Origin of the sequence: Haloimpatiens lingqiaonensis, from assembly GCF_901447495.1 — a bacterium.
Taxonomy (GTDB): Bacteria; Bacillota; Clostridia; order Clostridiales; family Clostridiaceae; genus Haloimpatiens; species Haloimpatiens lingqiaonensis.
On record NZ_CABDWS010000016.1, the window covers coordinates 1 to 19,697 of the forward strand.

Below are 19,697 nucleotides of genomic sequence, written 5' to 3' on the forward strand. Positions count from 1 at the left end.
AGGAATGTATTTACAAATAAACATAAGTAATTGATAAATTATTTTTAAAAGATATTGATTATAGGAAATTAAATAAGTTATAATTGAATCCATAGCAATGACATCCTTTCATGTTATTTTTGGTTTTAGCGATTCAATTATAGCATAAAAAAGGGGGTCATTGTTTTTTTATTAAAAAAACTCTGTAACCATTGATATATAAAGGTAAAAATTAATAAGTAGTGTAAAAAACTTTACACTACCCCGATAAACCTAGGAGGGGTTTTATGAAAAATTCAAAATTAAACAAAAACATCAAAATATCATTACTAGCAGTTATAGCATTTTTACTTATGTTTATTGAAGTAGCTATACCTATATTTCCAGAGTTTCTGAAAATAGATATAAGTGACCTGCCAGCGTTAATTGGAACTTTTGCTTTTGGGCCTGTGGCTGGTATTATAATTGAATTTATGAAAAATTTACTTCATGGATTATTTGCAGGTAAAACAGCTTTTATAGGCGAACTTGCTAACTTCTTAGTAGGGGCAATGCTAGTAATAACCGCTGGAACTATTTATAATAAGAAAAAAGATAAAACAGGAGCAGTTATAGCATTACTTGCAGGTACAGTAGTTATGAGTTTAGGAGCAGCTATAGTAAATCTTTTTGTACTGTTGCCACTGTATGAAAAAGTACTAGGTTTCCCTATAAGTGCAGTAGTAGGTATGAGTTCTAAGGTAAATCCAAAGGTTGTAAGTTTAGGAACGCTTATAATTTGGGCAATAATTCCTTTCAACTTAATAAAGGGAGCAGTAGTATGCATTATGACTAGATTAGTGTATAAGAGTGTATCTCCAATATTACACAAGGAACAAATGGAAATAGCTAATGAAAAATTAGAAAAAAAATATGAACAATAGTAAAAATAATAAATAATAAATAATAAATAACAAGAAACAAGTAAAAGTAATTCAACTTTTACGGTTAAAAAATAAAAATATAAAATTTGAAGATAAATAGTAGGTAATAGATAAGAAGTAAGAAGTAAAAAGTAAAAAGTAACAAGTAAGAGTTAAGGATAAAACTCCTTGAGCCTTATCCTTAACTCCTATCTACTAACTTTTACCTATCACCTAGCACCTAGTACCTAGTACCTATCACCTAGCCTTATTATCTCTGCCAATGTAGAGATTTTCTACAAAAAAGCCAACCTTGCTTATTTAGGTAGTTTACAGGTTTCTATTCCACATTATTAAACCGTCTTCTCCATCAGGATAGTATTTTTTTCGAATTCCCTCTTCTTTAAAATTAAACTTCTTGTACAAATTTTGAGCAATGGTATTAGAGGTTCTAACTTCTAGGGTTAGTTCTTTTACACCAATAGTTTTACAGAGATCTAAAATACCGTTCATTAAATGAACGGAAATGTCTAAACCACGGTAATCAGGATGTACTGCTATACTTATGATATGAGCTTCATCTAGTATGGCCCATATACCAGCATAGCCCACTACTAAGTCGTCCCTAAGGGCAACTATATAGTGAGCAAATTTATTCTCCAATTCTTTTGTAAATGAACTTTTAGACCAAGGGTCTTTAAAACTAAGAGAATTTATTTTAAGAACTTCGTCAATATACTCATCTGATATATTTTTTATTATTATATCACTCATATTATTCCTTCTTTTTTTCATATTCTCTTTCAGCTTGAGATTTTCTTAAATAAACAGGGCTTGCAGTTAATATATCATCAGTTATGCCCTCTTTAAAAAGCTCCATACCTAATTGACCTAGTGAAGAGGCATTCATTATATTTAAATGAGTAGGAGCAAAAAAACATTCAGCCAAAGAGTCCTTTAGTTTAGATGAAAATTTGTATGTACCATCTCCTATGAAAGTAACCGAAGAATTTTTTTCTTTTATAATGCTGATTAATTCATCAATATGAATGGCCATATAATCGGTTATTCTGCACAACTTACCATTATTAAAGGTAAACAATGCGGTATAAACATTATCCCTTAAGGCGTCTAAAATAGGACATATTAATCCAGAAGTATAGGCTAAATTATTAGCAAGAGAATCCAAAGATGATACACAAACTAAAGGCTTATTTGAGCCTTGGCAAAGACCTTTTACAGTTGCCATGCCGATTCTTAAACCTGTAAATGAGCCAGGGCCCTTTGAGCAAACGAAACCATCTATGGAACTTATATTTAAGCCTATATTTTTTAGAAGGTTTTCTATCATAGGCATAAGAATTACTGAATGCTGTTTTTTATAATTAAAAGTAATTTCACCTAAAACTTTATCATCTTCAAGCACAGCGCAACTAGCCACTTCTGTTGAAGAATCTATGCTTAAAATTTTCATATTCTAATCTCCTTTACGTAATTATATCTATCTCCAGTATAAGTAATAACTATTTTTCTAAAGTTTTCGCCTAGTTCAGGTAGTTTGTGTATGCTTATTTCCATATGTTCCTTTGGAATAAGTTCTTCTATATAATTTGCCCACTCGATGACACTTACTGCAGGGCTGAATATGTATTCATCAAATCCAATAGCTTCTATTTCATCAGGATCATTTACCCTGTACACATCAAAGTGATAAAACTTCAATCTTCCATTGTATTCGTTAACTATATTAAATGTAGGGCTTGTTATATAATCTGTAACTTCTAATCCCTTAGCAATTCCTTTGGTAAGATGGGTTTTTCCAGTGCCTAAATCACCTATTAAACATATAACGTCACCTGGAAGGGACAATTTCCCTATTTGTTCTCCCACACAAAGGGTTTTTTCAATACTATCTACTATAAATTCCATAAAATCCTCTCCTACTTAAGCAATAGTCTACACTATAAATATTCTATACTAAAAATATAAAAAATAAAAGGTAATCCTAATATATATTTTTTTTAAGAAACTATTATTTATTACCTATTAGTTCTTACCTTTTCACTTTTACGTATTAGCTACTCAACAAATTCCTATTTTATGAGCTAAAGTTTGAGTAACTAAATATTTAACTATTTAACTATTTAACTATTTATTATAAAGTAAAAAGTTTTATAGCTAAAAAAGCTTATTTATTCAATAATTTATTGCATAAGTAGGGTATATTTTATAAAATATATATAAAAACATAATTAATTATATGAAATTTTGAGGTGCAATATAATGAAAAAATGTACTCTAGTAATATTACTTATATTAACGATTATTATTTCTGGATGTAATAATAAAATTAATATAAATAATAAGGATAACAATAAAAATAATATAGAAAATTCAAAGATAAGTAATTCAAAAAAAGATAAAGAACAAATTAAATTGGATATATTAGTTAGTAATAAATTTTTATATGATTGTGTAAAAAAAATAGATAAGGGAATACATAAAGTTGATTATATATTTAATAAAAAAGGTGAGCAAATATATGTAAATTACTATTACGATATAAGTTATGTACCAGATATTTTTATATATGATGAATTTAATTTTTCAAATCTTAATAATAGTTATATAAGCAGGATAGAAGGTAATAAAGTAGGTATAATAAATAGTTCAAGGGGTGCTAATCCTTTATCCTATTATAAGAATGTAGACAAGTATGGAAAAGGTGAAGAATGTATATTCTGGAATAATATTGATAATTATAAAGTGGTTTTGGTAAATGTGAAAAACGCTATAGTGGAAAGAGACCCGTTAAATAGAAGTTATTATGAGAAAAATTTTAAAGAGAGCTTAAAAGAATTAGAGGATTATGAAAAAATATTTAAAAAGCAAGGGGAAGGTGTTAAGGAACATTTATTTATAGTAGAGGGCAATAGTTTGGATTATATAATGGCGTATAGTGGTTTGAAAACTGTAAGCATAGATGAAAATATTGAGAAAAGTAAAGAATTAGATTTAAATAAAATTATAGAAGAAAAATATGAAAAAAATAAGGATAAGATGGTACTAGTATACTTTAGTAATGATTTTTTGAGTAAAAATAAAGAATTTATTGCAAAGTATGGAGTGAAATGTGTTAAGGTAAGTAATTTTAATATAAGTGCTGAATATGATAAAGTGTTGGACTATGAAAAAAAATTATTTAGTACACTTGTAAATATTTGTACTAAATAATAAATATGATGTATAATTGTTATAAGTAACTATAAGGAGGGGGATTTATGTTTGTCAATAATTTAATGTTACCAAAAGAAAAATTAATTACTGTTACACCAAAGGATACTATTCAAAAGGCTTTGGATTTAATGGAGAAAAATAATTTTTTATCAATTCCCGTATGTGATGGGGATAAATTCTATGGAAGTATATCTAAGGAAATGATATATACTTTTTATTATGAGAAATGTTTAGATAAAAAGTGTCTTTTAGAAGATTTTCAAGTAGAAAAGGTTATGAGAATAGATGTGCCAAGTATAGAACCATTACAACAAATAGAAAAAGCTGCTCATTTTTTAGAAACAAAGAATATTTCTTTTGTAGCAGTAGTAGACCAATATGGAGATTTTAAGGGAATAGTAACACATCATGCTATATTCCATCAATTCACAGAGTTGTTTGGATTAAATCAAGGAAAAAGATTAGCAGTTATAGCATATGATATACCTGGCCAAATATCTAGATTATCAAAGATTATAACTGAAAACAATGGAGACATTATAAGCTTTGTTGTAGTAGACCCTAAGAGTTTAACAGAAGTAAAAGAAGTAGTTGTAAGAATAAAGGCTTCTGATGAGGTATTTAACAAAATTCAACAACAAGTTAAGGAAAATGGATTTAAAGTTCAGTAAATATAAATATTATAAAAGATTTAAAGGTGGCTTATAATTTTGTAAGTCACTTTTTCAATGCTCAATTAACAATGAACAACTATCAATGAAAGTTGAAACTCCTAAGGAATTTGTTGAATTTATATTTTTAAAAACTCCAAGAGAAGTTTTTTACTTAATTAATCCTTGATCATTTGTACATTGATATTTGCAATGCTATTGTATTATTAATATAATATTGATATAATACATTAAGTAAAGTTTATTATAAACTTGTTGATTGTTATATTTGTGGGGTAATTTTAATTTTAAACTAAAGAGTAGCTAGTTCATTCATATCTTAAATCTTTTAGAAATAGGAGAAAATGTATATGAAAGAATTTAGTATTAACACAAATGTCTATTTTGGAGAAGGTTCTTTAGATAGACTAAGCAAAATTGAAGGTAAAAGAGTACTGATTGTATGCGATAAGTTTATGGAAACTTCAGGCATGGTTGCAAAAGTACAACAAAAACTTGTGAACTGTGAAGTAGCTATATACAGTGATATTGTGCCTGATCCATCCGTAGAAGTTATTGCAGCTGGTATTCAAAAGTTAAAAAGCTGTAATGCAGAAATTATGATAGCTCTTGGTGGAGGTTCATCAATAGATGGAGCCAAGGCTATAAGAGAATATGCAAAAAAAATTACTGGAGGAGTTTCTTCTATAAAAGAATTCTATGCTATACCTACTACAAGTGGCACAGGTTCTGAAGTTACTGAATATGCAGTAATTACAAACAAACAAGAAGGGTTAAAATATGCTCTTGCAGACAAATCTCTTCTTCCAACAGTTGCTATTCTTGATCCTGAACTAGTAAAAACTGTACCTAATTTTATAACTGCAGATACGGGAATGGATGTAATAACACATGCTCTAGAAGCATATGTTTCAAAGAATGCTACTGATTTTTCAGATGCTCTTGCAGAAAAAGCTGTTACTTTAGCTTTTAAATTTTTACCACAGGCTTATGCTGACGGCAACGATATAGTAGCAAGAGAAAAACTTCACAATGCATCATGTCTTGCTGGTATGGCATTCAATGCAGCTGGACTTGGAATTACTCATAGCTTAGCGCATGCTGTAGGTGGAAAATTACATATTTCTCATGGAAGAAGTAATGCAATTATACTACCTCATGTAATTGAATACAATGCTAATTTGAATAAAGAGGCTTTCAATGCTGAATATGGAATAGCTGCTAAAAAATATCATAGAATTGCAGAATTATTAAATTTACATGCACCAAATGTAAATATTGGAGTTAATAATCTAATTAGAAGTGTTGTAGAACTTCAAAAGACATTGATGATTCCAACAACATTAAAAGAACAAGGTGCTGACATGGATTTAGCTAAAGCAACAAGAGAAGACATTGTAAATGCAGCTTCTAAGGATATTTGTACAACTGCAAACCCTAGAGAAGCAACAAGAGAAGATTTATTAAAAATATTAGATAAGGTTATGGAGTAAAATTTTGTAGTTAATACCACTCATTAATGGGTGGTTTTTTTATGTGATTTTTCAGAAAAAAGTTGAGAAATTAGCTTAAATAAAATATAATTAAAAATATCACAAAAGAAGGAGGTCTAACATGGGAGAGGAGTTGTATTCAATAGGGAAAGTAGAGGAAATATGTAAAATAACAAAGAAAGCACTGAGATATTATGATAAAATGGGCATATTATCTCCTGATAAAGTAGCTGATGAAAGCGGATACAGATATTATAGCAAAAAGAATTTATTATCAGTACCGGTTATAAAATATTATAAGCAAAGTGGATTTAAGTTAGAAGAAATGAGAAGCTTTTTAAAAGGTACAACCTATGAATTTGTTGATAAAAGCTTTAGAAATAAAATTGATGAATTAAAAGAGCTTGAAAGAGAAATAAATTTAAAAATCAGGTCCATTAAAGATTGGCACGATCTTATAATTGAGGCACAGATGGTACTTGAAAATAATATTTGTGATGTGACTATAAAATATATAGATAATCGTAATTTGATTTTTTTGGATCAAGATTTTAAATACGATTATATGGATTCTATAATTAATATAGAATTTAATAATTACATTGATAGAATAGATAATGCAATAACAGGACCTGTAATTATTCGTTTCCCCTCTTTTGAAGATAAAATTAATGGAAAATGTACTAGGGTGACAATAATGCAAGAGACCATTTTGAGATGTAGAGAGGAAGAATGTATTCAATTTGGAGGCTGGATAGCGGCTTCTTGCTATCACATAGGAACTCATGAAACAATTGATGAAACTTATAAAAAAATAAAAGAATGGACGAAAAAACATGGTTACATATGTTCAGATGAATCCTATGAAAGATATGTAACCGATTATTGGACAACTAAAAATACAGATAAATTTGTAACGGAAATTTTTATTAAAATCAGTAGAAAAAATAAGTAGGTAATATTGAAAACGTTGACCATAGGGGAAAGTATAGATGATTTATTAAACTCAATTTGTGAAAAAAATACCAATGTTATTAAATAAAAAAGGATATTTATTTCCATAATAAAATAAAACTTCCATCAATTATTATTGAATATTTTTTATATTTACATGTAAAAAAACCTACAAAACTAATTTAAATAAGCTACTTTGTAGTTGTATTATTAATTTAGTTATGTAGGTTTTTTTAGATTTTTGAATTTTATTTAAATATTCTTATTAAATATATATTGACTTTACCCCATAGGGAAAGGCATATAATTTAATAGAAAATGAAATATCTGCAAGATATAAAATGAAAAGTTGCTTAAAGTTTAAAAAACAAAATACCCCAAAGTATAACAATTCAAAAACACATTCATCACAAACTTTTATTTAATAATGCAAATAAAAATGTTATCAAAATTAAGCGAAAGGGGCTTTAATTATGAATGACGTTTCAAAATCAGTAAGCTTAGAAGCAATTGCAGCAAAAAAGAAGTTATCATCTAATTTCCTTAAAAAAGGAATTACTATTGCGCTTTTTTCAGGTCTTATGTATGGTTTTTATTCAGCGTTTTTGACATTAGGTATGACAAAAGGAGTTTGGGGTGACTGGTATGGTGCTAACACAGCAGGTTTATCAGCAGTAGTTATTACATATGTACTTGGTGCACTTGGCAGTGCTGTAAATGATACATGTAGTGCTATTTGGGCAATAATTTATGCAACTTTTAAAGGTAAACTTGGAGATTTTTTCAGATGTATTAAAACTAAGCCAGGTGCTGTAATGATATTGGCTGCTCTTATAGGAGGACCTATTTCAAGTACAGCTTATGTTGTAGCTTTACAAATGGCGGGCTCAATTGTTATTCCAATTACTGCGCTTTGCCCAGCTATTGGAGCTATTTTAGGAAGAATATTATTTAAACAAAAATTAAACAAACGTATGGTATTAGGTATTATTATTTGTGTTTTATCTAGTTTTATGATTGGAAGTACTAGTATTGGCGGAGATGCTCCTAAGGGAATGTTCCTTGGAATTTGTATTGCATTTATCGCTGCTCTTGGATGGGGATTTGAAGGCTGTGTAGCTGGATATGGTACATCTATGATAGACTCAGAAATCGGTATCACCATTCGTCAAGCAACATCTGGACTTTCAAACTTAATAATATTAGTACCTGTATTTGGTATGTTGTTTGGTGGTGGAGTTAAATTCTCAACTGACTTAACTATTAAAGCGTTTACAAGTGGTCCTGCAATGATTTGGTTTGCTTTAGGTGGACTTTGTGCCTTCGTTTCATACATGAGCTGGTATAACGGTAACAGTATGTGCGGTGCTGCACTTGGTATGGCTTGTAATGGTACATTTTCATTCTGGGGTCCATTCTGCTGCTGGATAATTCTTGGCGTATTAGGTGGAATGGAAGGATGGGCATTGCCTCCAATAGTTTGGATTGCTGCTGTATTAATGATGTTCGGTATCCTTGTAATAGCAATGAATCCAATGGATTTATTCAGAAAGAAGGAGGGAACAGAGAATGAAGCCGCTTAACTATGCGATTTTAAAATATTTTACTAAAGTTGAAGAAGCTTGTGCTGACGATGTTATAGAGGCATTAAAAGGTGAATATGGTAACTTTAAAGCTTTAAAAAAGAATGCTGTAATAACTGCTTTAATGACAGCAGAAGCCAATGGTCTTCTTGAAGAAAAAAGATTTGAATTAGATGAAAATAACGAGTTAAGAGTTTATTATCATGCACATGAAGATGGTGCTGCTACAATAAACAAATACATAAAAGACTAGAAAGAAATAGACTAGAAAATAAAAATAAATGACTCATTACTATAATGTAATTTCATAGCAATGAGTCTTATTTATTTTTTATATATATAATAAATTATTATTTTGAAAGGAGTTTTTATTTTATGAAGGAAGTTTCAAATGCAGTAAGTTTAGAAGCAGTTGCTGCAAAAAAGAGATTATCAAGGAATTTCTTTAAAAGGGGGATATCTCTAGCTTTGTTTTCAGGACTTACATATGGAATGTACACTGCATTTCTAACTATGGGTATGACAAAAGGAGTTTGGAGTGACTGGTATGGAGATAATACAGCTGGCTTATCAGCATTTGTCGTGGCATATTTGCTTGCAGCACTTGGTAGTGCAATAAACGACACATGCAGTGCTATATGGGCAATTTTATATGCTATAGCTAAAGGTAAGTTTGGTGATTTCCTAAGATGTATCAATACCACTCCAGGACGTATTATGATATTAGCAGCACTTATTGGAGGACCTGTAGCTGGGACTGCTTACGTTATAGCTATACAAATGGCAGGCTCAATTGTTGTTCCAATATCTGCTCTTTGCCCTGCTATTGCAGCTATATTAGGTAAAATTTTATTTAAACAGGAATTAAATAAGCGTATGGCTTTTGGTATTGCTATATGTGTATTTGCAAGTTTCTTAATTGGTAGTACAGGATTTAGCGGTGGTGCTTCAGCAAAAACTATTGCTGGTATATTAATAGCTATTATCGCAGCTCTTGCATGGGGATTTGAAGGTTGTGTTGCTGGATATGGTACAGCGATGATTGACCCTGAAATTGGTATTTGTATTCGTCAAGTAACATCAGGTATTGCTAATTTATTCATATTAGTCCCAATATTCGGAATTATGGCAGGGAAGGTAAGTATTTCCTTCAATCTTGCTATGCAAGCATTTACCAGTGCTCCTGCAATGGTTTGGTTTGCTTTAAGTGGTTTGTTATCAGTTATAACATTTATGACATGGTATGCTGGAAATAGTATGTGTGGAGCAGGACTTGGTACTGCATGTAATGGTACTTATTCATTCTTTGGACCATTATTCTGTCTATTACTATTAGGAATATACGGTGGAATGGATGGATGGGCATTACCGTCTGTTGCTTGGTTTGGAGCTTTGATAATGATGTTTGGTATTCTTACAATATCTATGAATCCGTTAGATCTTTTTAAAAACAGAAAACAGGAGGGTGTAGCAGATGAAGCCGCTTAATTATGCAATTTTAAAATATTTTACTAAAGTTGAAGAAGCTTGTGCTGACGATGTTATAAATGCTCTTAAAGGTGAATATGGAAATTTTAAAGCTTTAAAAAAGAAAGCTGTAATTACTGCTTTAATGACAGCGGAAGCAAATGGACTTATCGAAGAAACAAGATTTGAACTAGATAAAAATAAAGAGTTAAAGGTTTATTATCACGCACATGAAGAGGGTGCTGCTACAATAAACAAATACATTAAGGATTAATCTTCAACATTCCCCATAGGGTAATGCTGAATGGAATGAATTTATTAAGAAATTAATAAAATTATTATCCCAAGGTAATATTAGGAGTGAACTTTGCTCCTAATATTACAATCTAATAATGAAATATTTCAAAAATTTTATTTTCAGAAATATATTGACTTTCCCCCAAAGGGTAAGGGATATAATCAATATATAAAAATTAAAAAACATATGAAAATAATTATAGTAATGAAAGTTATTTAATTAACAAAAAAGTATATTCAGGAAGAAATGGGAAGGAGGAATTATCAATGAGATATTATGGAGAAGAGGCTTTAGGACTTGTAGAAACAATAGGGTTAGTTCCAGCTCTTGAAGCTGCTGATAAAATGCTTAAAGCAGCTAATGTTGAATTAATATCATATGAAAACGTTGGTTCAACTCTTGTAACTATTATGGTAAAAGGTGATGTTGGTGCAGTAAAATCTGCCGTAGAAGCGGGTGCTCAAGCAGCAGCAGCTATTGGTAAATTAACAGCACACAATGTTATGCCACGTCCTATTAAAGAAGTTGGAGATATTGTTTCAGTACACGATATCGATAACGAAGCATAATACATAGAAAGGAAATGATTACACATGACAAGATATAAAGCGTTAGGATTAATCGAAACTTTTGGTCTGGTTTTTGCTTTAGAAGCAGCAGATGCTATGTGCAAAGCAGCAGATGTTGAACTTATAGGATATGAAAACGTTGCTTCAGGTTATATATCTGTTTTAGTTCGTGGCGATGTAGGTGCTTGTAAAGCAGCGGTAGAAGCTGGAGCTGCAGCAGTTAATGCAATGGAAGGTGGAAATCTTTATAGTTCAATAGTTATCCCAAGTCCACATGAAGATCTTGAAAAAATAATAAAACGTTATGCTATTCCAAATCCTATAACTGAATAGTAAAGTGAACTTTTTTAAGAAAAGGAGAGAGGAAAATGAATATTATTGATAATGATTTACTCTCCATGCAGGAAGCTAGAATTCTTGTTGAAAATGCTCGTGAGGCGCAAAAGAAATTAGCAACCTTTCCACAAGAAAAGCTTGATGAAATAGTTGAACGTATGACGGAAGAAATTGAAAAACACTTAAAGGAACTTGCTAAAATGTCTAATGAGGAAACTGAATATGGAAAGTGGGAAGATAAATATATCAAAAACCGCTTTGTATGTGAGTATCTAAAAAATAGACTTAAGGACATGAATTGTGTAGGTATCATTAATGAAGATAAAATGAACAAGACAATGGATGTTGGAGTGCCAATGGGTGTTATTGTAGCTTTTTGTCCGTCTACGAGTCCTGTTTCTACAACTATATATAAGGCGCTAATTGCAATTAAATCAGGAAATGCAATTATATTTTCACCTCATCCAAGAGCTAAAAATACAATTTCTAAAACAGTTGATATTTTGATTCGAGCTGCAGAAGGTGTAGGACTTCCAGAGGGCGCTATTGCATATTTACATACGGTAACCCAAAGTGGTTCCAGGGAGCTTATGAACCATAGAGATACTTCTCTTATAATGAACACAGGAGTTTCAGAAATGCTTCAAGGGGCTTATAAATCTGGTAAGCCAGTGATTTATGGTGGAAATGGAAATGGTCCAGCATTTATAGAGCGCACAGCTGATATAGAGAAGGCTGTTAAGGATATTATTAGCAGCAAGAACTTTGATTATGGAGTTGTTTCTGCCGCTGAGCAATCAATTGTTGTGGATAGTTGTATTGTAGCAGAAGTGACACAAGAACTTCAGAAAAACGGCGGATACTTTATGACAGATGAGGAAGCTGAAAAGTTAGGAAATATCTTTTTTTACAAAGATGGAAGTGCTGATTTAGAGATGATTGGTAAATCACCACAATTTTTAGCTAAGAAAGCTGGTTTTAGTATTCCAGAAGATGTGAAGGTTCTTATTTCTAAACAAAAGTTTGTTTCTCAAAAGAACCCTTATTCAAAAGAAAAGCTTTCTCCAGTATTAGCCTTTTATATTGAAGATGACTGGATGCATGCTTGTGAAAAGTGTATAGAATTGTTACTTAGTGAAAGACAGGGACATACACTTATTATACATTCAAAAGATGAAGAGGTTATTCGTCAATTTGCATTAAAGAAGCCAGTTGGAAGAGTGTTAGTTAACACTCCAGGAACTTTTGGAAGTATGGGAGCAACTACAAACTTGTTTCCTTCAATGACTTTAGGCAGTGGTTCTGCAGGTCAAGGTATGACTTCTGATAATGTTTCACCTATGAACTTAATATATATACGTAAGGTAGGATATGGAGTTCGCAGTGTGGAGGAGTTTGTTAATGTAGCAAATCATAAAGAAGATTTCAATGGGGTTTCAAAGGATAAATTAAATGCAAATGAAATAGATAACTTTAAACTACTAGAGAGTATTTTGAAAAAAGTTATGGATGACTTAAGATAAAAATCATATCTTAGATATGAAATATATTAAAGAATGCGAGGGAATAAATTGGATATTCGTGAATTTTCAAATAAATTTATGGAAGCTACTCAAAACATGTCTGAAGAAGAACGTGCTAGTTTAATGAAGATGTTCGAGAGTGTTTCTAAAGAAATAACAAAAGAAGAACCAGCAGTTTCTCATGTTGCATGTGATAATAATAATGGACAAATTCCAGATGGAATGACAGAGCGTTTAGTTAAATTAAAAGAAAACTACTTAAAACATGTTCCATCAATAACAACTCACCGTGCAAGAGCTATTACTAAAATAGCTAAAGAAAATCCAGGTATGCCTAAGTCAGTTTTACGTGGTAAATGTTTCAAACACTGCTGTGAAACTGCACCACTAGTAATTCAAGACCATGAGCTTATAGTTGGAGCACCAAACGGAAAACCTCGTGCAGGAGCATTTTCTCCTGATATAGCTTGGAGATGGATGGAAGCGGAATTAGATACAATATCAACTCGTCCACAAGACCCATTCTATATATCAGATGAAGATAAGAAAATAATGCGTGAAGAGTTATTCCCATTCTGGAAAGGTCAGTCAGTTGATGAATACTGCGAAAGCCAGTACCGTGAAGCTGGTGTATGGGAACTTTCAGGAGAATCTTTCGTTTCAGATTGTTCATACCACGCAACAAATGGTGGAGGAGACTCTAACCCAGGATATGACGTTATACTAATGAAAAAAGGTATGCTTGACATAGTGAGAGAAGCAGAAGAAAAATTAGCTCAGCTTGACTACGAAAGACCAGAAGATATTGAAAAAATATACTTCTACAAATCATTAATTGATACTGCTGAAGGTGTTATGATATATGCTAAACGTATGTCAGACTATGCTGCAGAACTTGCTGCAAAAGAAACTAACCCTCAGCGTAAAGCAGAACTTTTAAAGATTTCTGAAATAAATGCTAGAGTACCAGCACATAAGCCAAGCAACTTCTGGGAAGCAATTCAAGCAGTTTGGACTATAGAATCATTACTTGTAGTTGAAGAAAACCAAACAGGTATGTCTATAGGACGTGTTGACCAATACATGTATCCATTCTACAAAGCTGATATTGAATCAGGACGTATGACTGATTTTGAAGCATTTGAATTAGCAGGTTGTATGCTTATAAAAATGTCTGAAATGATGTGGTTAACAAGTGAAGGAGCTTCTAAATTCTTCGCAGGTTATCAGCCATTTGTTAACATGTGTTTAGGTGGTGTAACTAGAGAAGGTCGTGACGCTACAAACGAATTAACATACTTATTAATGGATGCAGTTCGTCATGTTAAAATATATCAACCATCTTTAGCTTGTCGTATCCATAAAGGATCACCACAAAAATATCTTAAGAAGATAGTTGACGTTATTCGTGCAGGTATGGGATTCCCAGCATGTCACTTTGACGATGTTCATATAAAAATGATGTTAGCTAAAGGATGTTCTATAGAAGACGCAAGAGATTATTGCTTAATGGGTTGCGTTGAGCCTCAAAAGTCAGGAAGATTATATCAATGGACTTCTACAGGATATACTCAATGGCCAATATGTATAGAACTTGTTCTTAACCATGGTGTACCACTATGGTATGGTAAGCAAGTATGCCCAGATATGGGAGACTTGAGCCAATTTAAAACTTATGAGCAGTTCGAAGCAGCTGTTAAAGAGCAAATTAAATACATCACTAAATGGACAAGTGTTGCTACAGTAATTTCTCAACGTGTACACAAAGAGCTTGCACCAAAGCCACTTATGTCTATGATGTATGAAGGATGTATGGAAAATGGTAGAGGAGTAGAAGCAGGCGGAGCTATGTATAACTTCGGACCAGGAGTTGTATGGAGTGGTCTTGCAACTTACACTGACTCTATGGCAGCAATAAAGAAATTAGTATTTGAAGATAAGAAATACACTTTAGAACAATTAAATGAAGCTTTAAAGGCTGATTTTGTTGGATACGATCAATTAAGAAAAGATTGTTTAGAAGCACCTAAATATGGTAACGATGATGATTATGCAGACTTAATTGCTGCTGATTTAATCCAATTTACTGAACAAGAGCACCGTAAGTATAAGACATTATATTCAGTGCTTAGCCATGGTACTTTATCAATCTCTAACAACACTCCATTTGGACAACTTACTGGAGCTACAGCAAATGGACGTAGAGCTTGGATGCCATTATCAGACGGTATAAGTCCAACACAAGGAGCAGACTTTAAAGGACCTACTGCTATAATTAAATCTGTTTCTAAAATGTGTTGTGAAAACATGAATATAGGTATGGTTCATAACTTCAAGTTAATATCAGGTCTTCTTGATACAAAAGAAGGTGAAAACGGAATAATTACATTATTACGTAGTGCATGTGCCCTTCAACTTGGAGAAATGCAATTCAACTATTTAGATAATAAGACTCTAATAGAGGCTCAAAAACATCCAGAGCAATATCGTGACTTAATTGTTCGTGTTGCTGGATATAGTGCATTCTTCGTTGAATTATGTAAAGACGTTCAGGATGAAATCATCAGTAGAACTGTACTTAACCACTTTTAATTAGAAGAATTTTTGAGATTATTTAAACTAAAATTTATAAATCTGTAATCTACAGAATTGTTCTGTAGATTGCAGATTGCAATTAAGATATATATTAAAAATCAAGGTAATGAAACTGGAGAATGAAAATATGAGTAATGAAAATTTAGGTGTAATTGAAAGAAAAGCGACGATTTTTAATATACAGAAATACAATATGTATGATGGAGATGGAGTAAGAACTTTAGTATTCTTTCAAGGTTGTCCTCTTCGATGTAAGTGGTGTGCAAACCCTGAAGGAATGATTAAAAAACATAGAGTTATGTTTAAAAGTAATTTATGTGTTAATTGTGGGGCTTGTGTAGAAGCTTGTCCTGTGGGAATACACACTATCTCTAATGAAACTTTAAAGCATGAAGTTAATCGTGATATTGATTGTATCGGATGTGGTAAATGTCAAGAAGCCTGTCCTAAATCTGCTATATCAATAGTTGGAGAAGTAAAGACTATCTCTGAACTTTTGGAAATTATAGAAGAGGATAGAACTTTTTACGAAGTTTCTGGTGGCGGAGTTACATTAGGCGGTGGTGAAGTTCTAATGCAACCTGAAGCAGCTTCTAGTTTATTAATGGCCTGCAAACAAGTAGGAATAAATACTGCAATTGAAACTTGCGGTTATGCAAAACTAGAATCAGTACTTAAGGTAGCAGAATTCACAGACTTATTCCTATTTGATATTAAGCATATTGATTCTGATAAACACTTCCAATTAACAGGTGTTAGAAATGAACAGATTTTAGAAAATCTCCAGGAACTACTTCGTCGCAAATATAATGTTAAGATTCGTATGCCTTTACTTAAGGGTGTAAATGATGAAGAAAAAGACATTAAAAAAGTTATGGAATTATTAACACCATACAAGGATTATAAAAACTTTAAAGGAATTGATTTACTTCCATATCATAAAATGGGTGTAAATAAGTACAACCAATTAGGAATTGAATATCCTATAAAGGATGATCCGAGTTTAAAAAATGAAGATTTAGATAGAATTGAAGGATGGATTAAACAATATGATTTACCTGTAAAGGTAATCCGTCACTAAATAATTTTCAAATAGATAATAAGATAGAAGGTAAGGTTTATGGGAGATTTTCTTGATAGAAATATACAGCGTGTTATACAAGAGTCAGTGCCAGGAAAGCAAATTACAATAGCTCATGTTATTGCATCACCCATGCCTGATATATATGAACGTCTTGGAATTGATGAAAAAGGAGCAATAGGTATTTTAACGCTTTCTCCTTATGAATCTGCTATTATAGCAGCAGATATTGCTACAAAGGCTTCCGATGTAGAAATTGGATTTCTTGATCGTTTCACAGGTTCAGTTGTAATAAATGGTGATGTACAAAGTGTTGAAACAGCACTTAGTGCAGTAAATGATATTTTAAAGGATATGCTTGGATTTACTCCGGCTCCCATTACAAGGACATGAGAAGAAAGCGCATAATGGTAATTGGGCCTTCAAAATCTGGTAAAACCACATTGGTTAATGCATTAAACAATTATGATGGTCCATTAAGAAGAACACCAGATTTGATTTATGGTAAGAACACCATTGATGTTCCAAGCTCTTATTTAGAGAATGCATGGATGTATAAACATATAATAGCAGCAGCTCAGGATGCATCTCATGTGCTTATAGTGGTTGACCAGTCTAATTGCAGTGAAATATACTCCCATGGATTTGCAAAGTCCTTTAGATGCCCGGTAATCGGGGTTATAACAAAGTGTGACTTGGTACCTGAAAATGAAGAAAAATGTTTAAAACAACTAAAGAACATAGGAGTATCAGAACCATATTTTCATATTAGTTTTCAAATGGGAACAGGAATTGATGCTTTAAAGAAGTATTTATTTGAAAAAGGTGAGGAGTAAAGGTCAATGATGAGATTTATTACTGAAGAGTACTTGAGAGACTTATTTAGAAAAGAACCTTTTGATACCTACAAGTTACAACAAGGACAGCGCCTTACACCTGGAGCAGCTCAATATTTATCTGATAAAAGAATAAAATTAAGTGATCATGCTCCAAAAGCAAGCAAGAATGTTTCTAAAAACGAACAGGTTGAAACAAAAGAAGTAATGGTAAATAGCAATTCAAATTTAAATAAGAAACTTTGCTTAAAATTAAAATCTATGGAGGCAGTATTTCTTGTTACTAGTAGTGAGATATTAAAAGAAGATATTATCTTAGCGCAAAATATTATAAATTTGGGTAGAAAAATATCAAACATCAGAAACGTTGTGGATGGAAAAGGTACTCTTGAGCCAATTTACTGCAAAGAGTGTACTGGAATGAATTCATCAAATTTTACAACTGAGCTTGATGATTGTTTCGAAATAACAGAATTTCATATGCAGCTTGCAAAGAGCAATGCAATTTTAAAAATGAATACACTACGTTGTGCTTTAAGGGAGTTACAGTTTGAAATAATTGATACCTACAAAAATGATGATGACGGTTTAAAAGATAGAATTATAGGGAACGTTAACTCAATAATTAATTCGCTGTCTCAATTGATTTGTTCAGCAGTAGGAGGAAAAGAATGTCAGAGAAAAAATTAACTTTTGAATATTGTGATAATATGGTTCAGGAGTTTGAGAAAGTAATAGAAAGACCAATAGTTAATGGTTCTTCTGTTTATTATACAGGTGTAGACTTAGGTACTGCTTGTATAGTATTGGCTGTTTTAGATGAAAACTACAAGCCTGTTGCAGGTGCATACAGGTATGCAGATGTAGTTCGTGACGGTATGGTTGTGGATTATATTGGAGCAGTAAGGATTGTGAGAGAACTTAAGCAGGAAATTGAGGAGAAATTGAATACAGAGCTTATTTATGCAGCGGCTGCAATTCCACCTGGAACTGATGCTTTAGATTCTGGAGCAATTAAAAACGTAGTTCAGGCAGCTGGCTTTGAATTGACAAATCTTTTAGATGAACCTACTGCTGCAAATGCTGTACTTAAAATTCAAAATGGTGCAGTTGTAGATATAGGTGGTGGAACAACTGGAATATCTGTTTTAAAAGATGGAAAAGTTGTTTATGTTGTGGATGAACCTACAGGTGGTACACATTTTTCACTAGTTATTTCAGGTGCATATGGAATGCCTTTTGATGAGGCAGATAAGTTTAAAAGAGATAATAAAAACCATAAAGAAATTTTACCAGTGTTAAAACCAGTAGTTGAAAAGGTGTCAACAATTATTAGTAATCATATTAAAGACTATGATGTTAATGAAATTTCTTTAGTTGGTGGTACTTGTTGTTTGACAGGAATCGAAGAAATTATCCAAAAGAAGACTGGTGTTTATACTCATAAACCTAAAAATCCTATGTTTGTTACGCCACTTGGAATAGCATTAAGCTGTACACAAGATATTATGGAATAATAAGGAGAGTGTTTAAAAGTGGATTTTAGAATTATAAAATCACCTTCCCATAGCACTAAAGATATTCTAATAAAACGTATGGGTGCAAAGTGCCAAACGGATTTAAACAGCGTTGATGCAATAGGACTTGTGCAAGGTAAACTTATCGATATGATTTATGCTGCAGATATTGCCGAAAAAGCTGTTGGGGTTACTGTTGAAGAGGTTAGAGGTACATGTCCTCAACACATGGTTTTAATTGGAATTTTTGGTGACACATCATCAGTTGAAGCCGCCATAAATGAGATTAAAATGAAAATGAAAGAGGGAAAAACAATATGATAGTAGCAAGACTTATTGATAATGTATGGGCCACTAGAAAGGCAGAATCACTTAGCGGACTTAAGTTTATGCTTGCAGAGGAAATTGGTGGAATAGATGAAGGTCGCAGATTTATTGTTGTTGATATTATAAGTGCAGGTATTGGTGATAGGGTTATTGTTAGTACTGGATCTTCTGCCCGCAAAATGTTGGGCGACGACAATATTCCTGTGGATGCAGTTGTTATTGGAATAATCGATGATGATTGTCAGTTTGGTTAAATAAAACCTTTCTTAAAAATAATCACAGGATTTTAGGAGTTTTATGGACATCAACATTATTTGAAAGGAAGTGAA

General features: G+C 31.9%; 23 protein-coding genes. 20 read left to right on the top strand and 3 right to left on the bottom strand.

Features of this window, described 5'->3' with window-relative positions:
- The first annotated feature begins 266 nt into the window (after positions 1 to 266).
- Positions 267 to 902 (top strand): ECF transporter S component, encoded by a 636-nt coding sequence (locus FGK85_RS04745; RefSeq protein WP_138204232.1) that lies wholly within the window; start codon positions 267 to 269, stop codon positions 900 to 902.
- 309 nt (positions 903 to 1,211) lie between these two features.
- On the opposite strand, the gene rimI is transcribed toward FGK85_RS04745, so the two are convergent.
- Genes rimI through tsaE form a run of 3 tightly spaced genes read right to left on the bottom strand, consistent with a single transcriptional unit; the run spans position 1,212 to position 2,810 of the window.
- Positions 1,212 to 1,655 carry a ribosomal protein S18-alanine N-acetyltransferase gene (rimI, locus tag FGK85_RS04750; protein WP_138204318.1) on the bottom strand — a complete coding sequence of 148 codons (444 nt, stop codon included), beginning with the start codon at positions 1,653 to 1,655 and terminating at the stop codon, positions 1,212 to 1,214.
- A gap of 1 nt (position 1,656) precedes the next feature.
- Positions 1,657 to 2,355, bottom strand: coding sequence for a tRNA (adenosine(37)-N6)-threonylcarbamoyltransferase complex dimerization subunit type 1 TsaB (tsaB, locus tag FGK85_RS04755; protein WP_138204234.1), 699 nt, complete (start codon positions 2,353 to 2,355; stop codon positions 1,657 to 1,659).
- The gene (gene tsaE, locus FGK85_RS04760) at positions 2,352 to 2,810 is read right to left on the bottom strand and encodes a tRNA (adenosine(37)-N6)-threonylcarbamoyltransferase complex ATPase subunit type 1 TsaE (RefSeq protein ID WP_138204236.1); all 459 of its coding nucleotides are present in this window, start codon (positions 2,808 to 2,810) and stop codon (positions 2,352 to 2,354) included. Before tsaE ends, tsaB begins: the two co-directional genes overlap by 4 nt.
- Positions 2,811 to 3,164: 354 nt before the next feature.
- On the opposite strand from tsaE, the gene FGK85_RS04765 reads away from it, so the two are divergent.
- The 19 genes from FGK85_RS04765 to FGK85_RS04855 all read left to right on the top strand — a co-directional run bounded on the left by FGK85_RS04765 (position 3,165) and on the right by FGK85_RS04855 (position 19,622).
- Positions 3,165 to 4,115: a metal ABC transporter solute-binding protein, Zn/Mn family gene (locus FGK85_RS04765; RefSeq protein WP_138204238.1), complete on the top strand. Its 951-nt coding sequence runs from the start codon at positions 3,165 to 3,167 to the stop codon at positions 4,113 to 4,115.
- A 47-nt stretch (positions 4,116 to 4,162) separates the two neighbouring features.
- Entirely contained in the window at positions 4,163 to 4,789 is a 627-nt protein-coding gene (locus tag FGK85_RS04770; RefSeq protein ID WP_138204240.1) for a CBS domain-containing protein, read from the top strand.
- Between the two features lie 350 nt (positions 4,790 to 5,139).
- Positions 5,140 to 6,282 carry a 1-propanol dehydrogenase PduQ gene (locus FGK85_RS04775; RefSeq protein ID WP_138204242.1) on the top strand — a complete coding sequence of 381 codons (1,143 nt, stop codon included), beginning with the start codon at positions 5,140 to 5,142 and terminating at the stop codon, positions 6,280 to 6,282.
- A 121-nt stretch (positions 6,283 to 6,403) separates the two neighbouring features.
- Positions 6,404 to 7,237, top strand: a complete 834-nt coding sequence (locus FGK85_RS04780; protein WP_138204244.1) for a MerR family transcriptional regulator — start codon at positions 6,404 to 6,406, stop codon at positions 7,235 to 7,237.
- A gap of 472 nt (positions 7,238 to 7,709) precedes the next feature.
- On the top strand, positions 7,710 to 8,819 hold the full coding sequence (locus FGK85_RS04785; protein ID WP_138204246.1) for a hypothetical protein: 1,110 nt from the start codon (positions 7,710 to 7,712) through the stop codon (positions 8,817 to 8,819).
- Positions 8,806 to 9,072, top strand: a complete 267-nt coding sequence (locus FGK85_RS04790) for a hypothetical protein (RefSeq protein WP_138204248.1) — start codon at positions 8,806 to 8,808, stop codon at positions 9,070 to 9,072. The genes FGK85_RS04785 and FGK85_RS04790 overlap by 14 nt, the downstream gene beginning before the upstream one ends.
- A gap of 122 nt (positions 9,073 to 9,194) precedes the next feature.
- Entirely contained in the window at positions 9,195 to 10,307 is a 1,113-nt protein-coding gene (locus FGK85_RS04795; RefSeq protein WP_138204250.1) for a hypothetical protein, read from the top strand.
- On the top strand, positions 10,294 to 10,560 hold the full coding sequence (locus tag FGK85_RS04800; RefSeq protein ID WP_138204252.1) for a hypothetical protein: 267 nt from the start codon (positions 10,294 to 10,296) through the stop codon (positions 10,558 to 10,560). The genes FGK85_RS04795 and FGK85_RS04800 overlap by 14 nt, the downstream gene beginning before the upstream one ends.
- A 290-nt stretch (positions 10,561 to 10,850) precedes the next feature.
- On the top strand, positions 10,851 to 11,153 hold the full coding sequence (locus FGK85_RS04805; protein ID WP_138204254.1) for a BMC domain-containing protein: 303 nt from the start codon (positions 10,851 to 10,853) through the stop codon (positions 11,151 to 11,153).
- 24 nt (positions 11,154 to 11,177) lie between these two features.
- Entirely contained in the window at positions 11,178 to 11,486 is a 309-nt protein-coding gene (locus FGK85_RS04810; RefSeq protein ID WP_138204256.1) for a BMC domain-containing protein, read from the top strand.
- Between the two features lie 35 nt (positions 11,487 to 11,521).
- Positions 11,522 to 13,012 carry an acetaldehyde dehydrogenase (acetylating) gene (locus tag FGK85_RS04815; protein WP_138204258.1) on the top strand — a complete coding sequence of 497 codons (1,491 nt, stop codon included), beginning with the start codon at positions 11,522 to 11,524 and terminating at the stop codon, positions 13,010 to 13,012.
- Positions 13,013 to 13,060: 48 nt separating this feature from the next.
- The gene (cutC, locus tag FGK85_RS04820) at positions 13,061 to 15,604 is read left to right on the top strand and encodes a choline trimethylamine-lyase (protein ID WP_138204260.1); all 2,544 of its coding nucleotides are present in this window, start codon (positions 13,061 to 13,063) and stop codon (positions 15,602 to 15,604) included.
- Between the two features lie 130 nt (positions 15,605 to 15,734).
- On the top strand, positions 15,735 to 16,688 hold the full coding sequence (gene cutD / locus FGK85_RS04825) for a choline TMA-lyase-activating enzyme (RefSeq protein WP_138204262.1): 954 nt from the start codon (positions 15,735 to 15,737) through the stop codon (positions 16,686 to 16,688).
- 39 nt (positions 16,689 to 16,727) lie between these two features.
- On the top strand, positions 16,728 to 17,081 hold the full coding sequence (locus tag FGK85_RS04830; RefSeq protein WP_138204264.1) for a BMC domain-containing protein: 354 nt from the start codon (positions 16,728 to 16,730) through the stop codon (positions 17,079 to 17,081).
- Positions 17,078 to 17,524: a EutP/PduV family microcompartment system protein gene (locus tag FGK85_RS04835; protein WP_138204266.1), complete on the top strand. Its 447-nt coding sequence runs from the start codon at positions 17,078 to 17,080 to the stop codon at positions 17,522 to 17,524. Before FGK85_RS04830 ends, FGK85_RS04835 begins: the two co-directional genes overlap by 4 nt.
- A gap of 6 nt (positions 17,525 to 17,530) precedes the next feature.
- On the top strand, positions 17,531 to 18,214 hold the full coding sequence (locus tag FGK85_RS04840; RefSeq protein WP_138204268.1) for a cobalamin adenosyltransferase: 684 nt from the start codon (positions 17,531 to 17,533) through the stop codon (positions 18,212 to 18,214).
- Positions 18,196 to 19,041 carry an ethanolamine utilization protein EutJ gene (gene eutJ / locus FGK85_RS04845; RefSeq protein WP_138204270.1) on the top strand — a complete coding sequence of 282 codons (846 nt, stop codon included), beginning with the start codon at positions 18,196 to 18,198 and terminating at the stop codon, positions 19,039 to 19,041. Before FGK85_RS04840 ends, eutJ begins: the two co-directional genes overlap by 19 nt.
- An 18-nt stretch (positions 19,042 to 19,059) precedes the next feature.
- Positions 19,060 to 19,362, top strand: coding sequence for a BMC domain-containing protein (locus tag FGK85_RS04850; RefSeq protein ID WP_138204272.1), 303 nt, complete (start codon positions 19,060 to 19,062; stop codon positions 19,360 to 19,362).
- Entirely contained in the window at positions 19,359 to 19,622 is a 264-nt protein-coding gene (locus FGK85_RS04855; protein WP_035293918.1) for a EutN/CcmL family microcompartment protein, read from the top strand. The genes FGK85_RS04850 and FGK85_RS04855 overlap by 4 nt, the downstream gene beginning before the upstream one ends.
- Positions 19,623 to 19,697: the final 75 nt, after the last annotated feature.

Coding starts and splice junctions, on each gene's coding strand:
- FGK85_RS04785 (WP_138204246.1), top strand. CDS start 7,710: ATGAATGACGTTTCAAAATCAGTAAGCTTAGAAGCAATTGCAGCAAAA.
- FGK85_RS04810 (WP_138204256.1), top strand. CDS start 11,178: ATGACAAGATATAAAGCGTTAGGATTAATCGAAACTTTTGGTCTGGTT.
- FGK85_RS04800 (WP_138204252.1), top strand. CDS start 10,294: ATGAAGCCGCTTAATTATGCAATTTTAAAATATTTTACTAAAGTTGAA.
- FGK85_RS04745 (WP_138204232.1), top strand. CDS start 267: ATGAAAAATTCAAAATTAAACAAAAACATCAAAATATCATTACTAGCA.
- tsaE (WP_138204236.1), bottom strand. CDS start 2,810: ATGGAATTTATAGTAGATAGTATTGAAAAAACCCTTTGTGTGGGAGAA.
- FGK85_RS04805 (WP_138204254.1), top strand. CDS start 10,851: ATGAGATATTATGGAGAAGAGGCTTTAGGACTTGTAGAAACAATAGGG.
- FGK85_RS04815 (WP_138204258.1), top strand. CDS start 11,522: ATGAATATTATTGATAATGATTTACTCTCCATGCAGGAAGCTAGAATT.
- FGK85_RS04780 (WP_138204244.1), top strand. CDS start 6,404: ATGGGAGAGGAGTTGTATTCAATAGGGAAAGTAGAGGAAATATGTAAA.
- FGK85_RS04795 (WP_138204250.1), top strand. CDS start 9,195: ATGAAGGAAGTTTCAAATGCAGTAAGTTTAGAAGCAGTTGCTGCAAAA.
- FGK85_RS04765 (WP_138204238.1), top strand. CDS start 3,165: ATGAAAAAATGTACTCTAGTAATATTACTTATATTAACGATTATTATT.
- FGK85_RS04775 (WP_138204242.1), top strand. CDS start 5,140: ATGAAAGAATTTAGTATTAACACAAATGTCTATTTTGGAGAAGGTTCT.
- eutJ (WP_138204270.1), top strand. CDS start 18,196: ATGTCAGAGAAAAAATTAACTTTTGAATATTGTGATAATATGGTTCAG.
- FGK85_RS04770 (WP_138204240.1), top strand. CDS start 4,163: ATGTTTGTCAATAATTTAATGTTACCAAAAGAAAAATTAATTACTGTT.
- rimI (WP_138204318.1), bottom strand. CDS start 1,655: ATGAGTGATATAATAATAAAAAATATATCAGATGAGTATATTGACGAA.
- FGK85_RS04790 (WP_138204248.1), top strand. CDS start 8,806: ATGAAGCCGCTTAACTATGCGATTTTAAAATATTTTACTAAAGTTGAA.
- FGK85_RS04855 (WP_035293918.1), top strand. CDS start 19,359: ATGATAGTAGCAAGACTTATTGATAATGTATGGGCCACTAGAAAGGCA.
- FGK85_RS04830 (WP_138204264.1), top strand. CDS start 16,728: ATGGGAGATTTTCTTGATAGAAATATACAGCGTGTTATACAAGAGTCA.
- cutD (WP_138204262.1), top strand. CDS start 15,735: ATGAGTAATGAAAATTTAGGTGTAATTGAAAGAAAAGCGACGATTTTT.
- FGK85_RS04835 (WP_138204266.1), top strand. CDS start 17,078: ATGAGAAGAAAGCGCATAATGGTAATTGGGCCTTCAAAATCTGGTAAA.
- tsaB (WP_138204234.1), bottom strand. CDS start 2,355: ATGAAAATTTTAAGCATAGATTCTTCAACAGAAGTGGCTAGTTGCGCT.
- FGK85_RS04840 (WP_138204268.1), top strand. CDS start 17,531: ATGATGAGATTTATTACTGAAGAGTACTTGAGAGACTTATTTAGAAAA.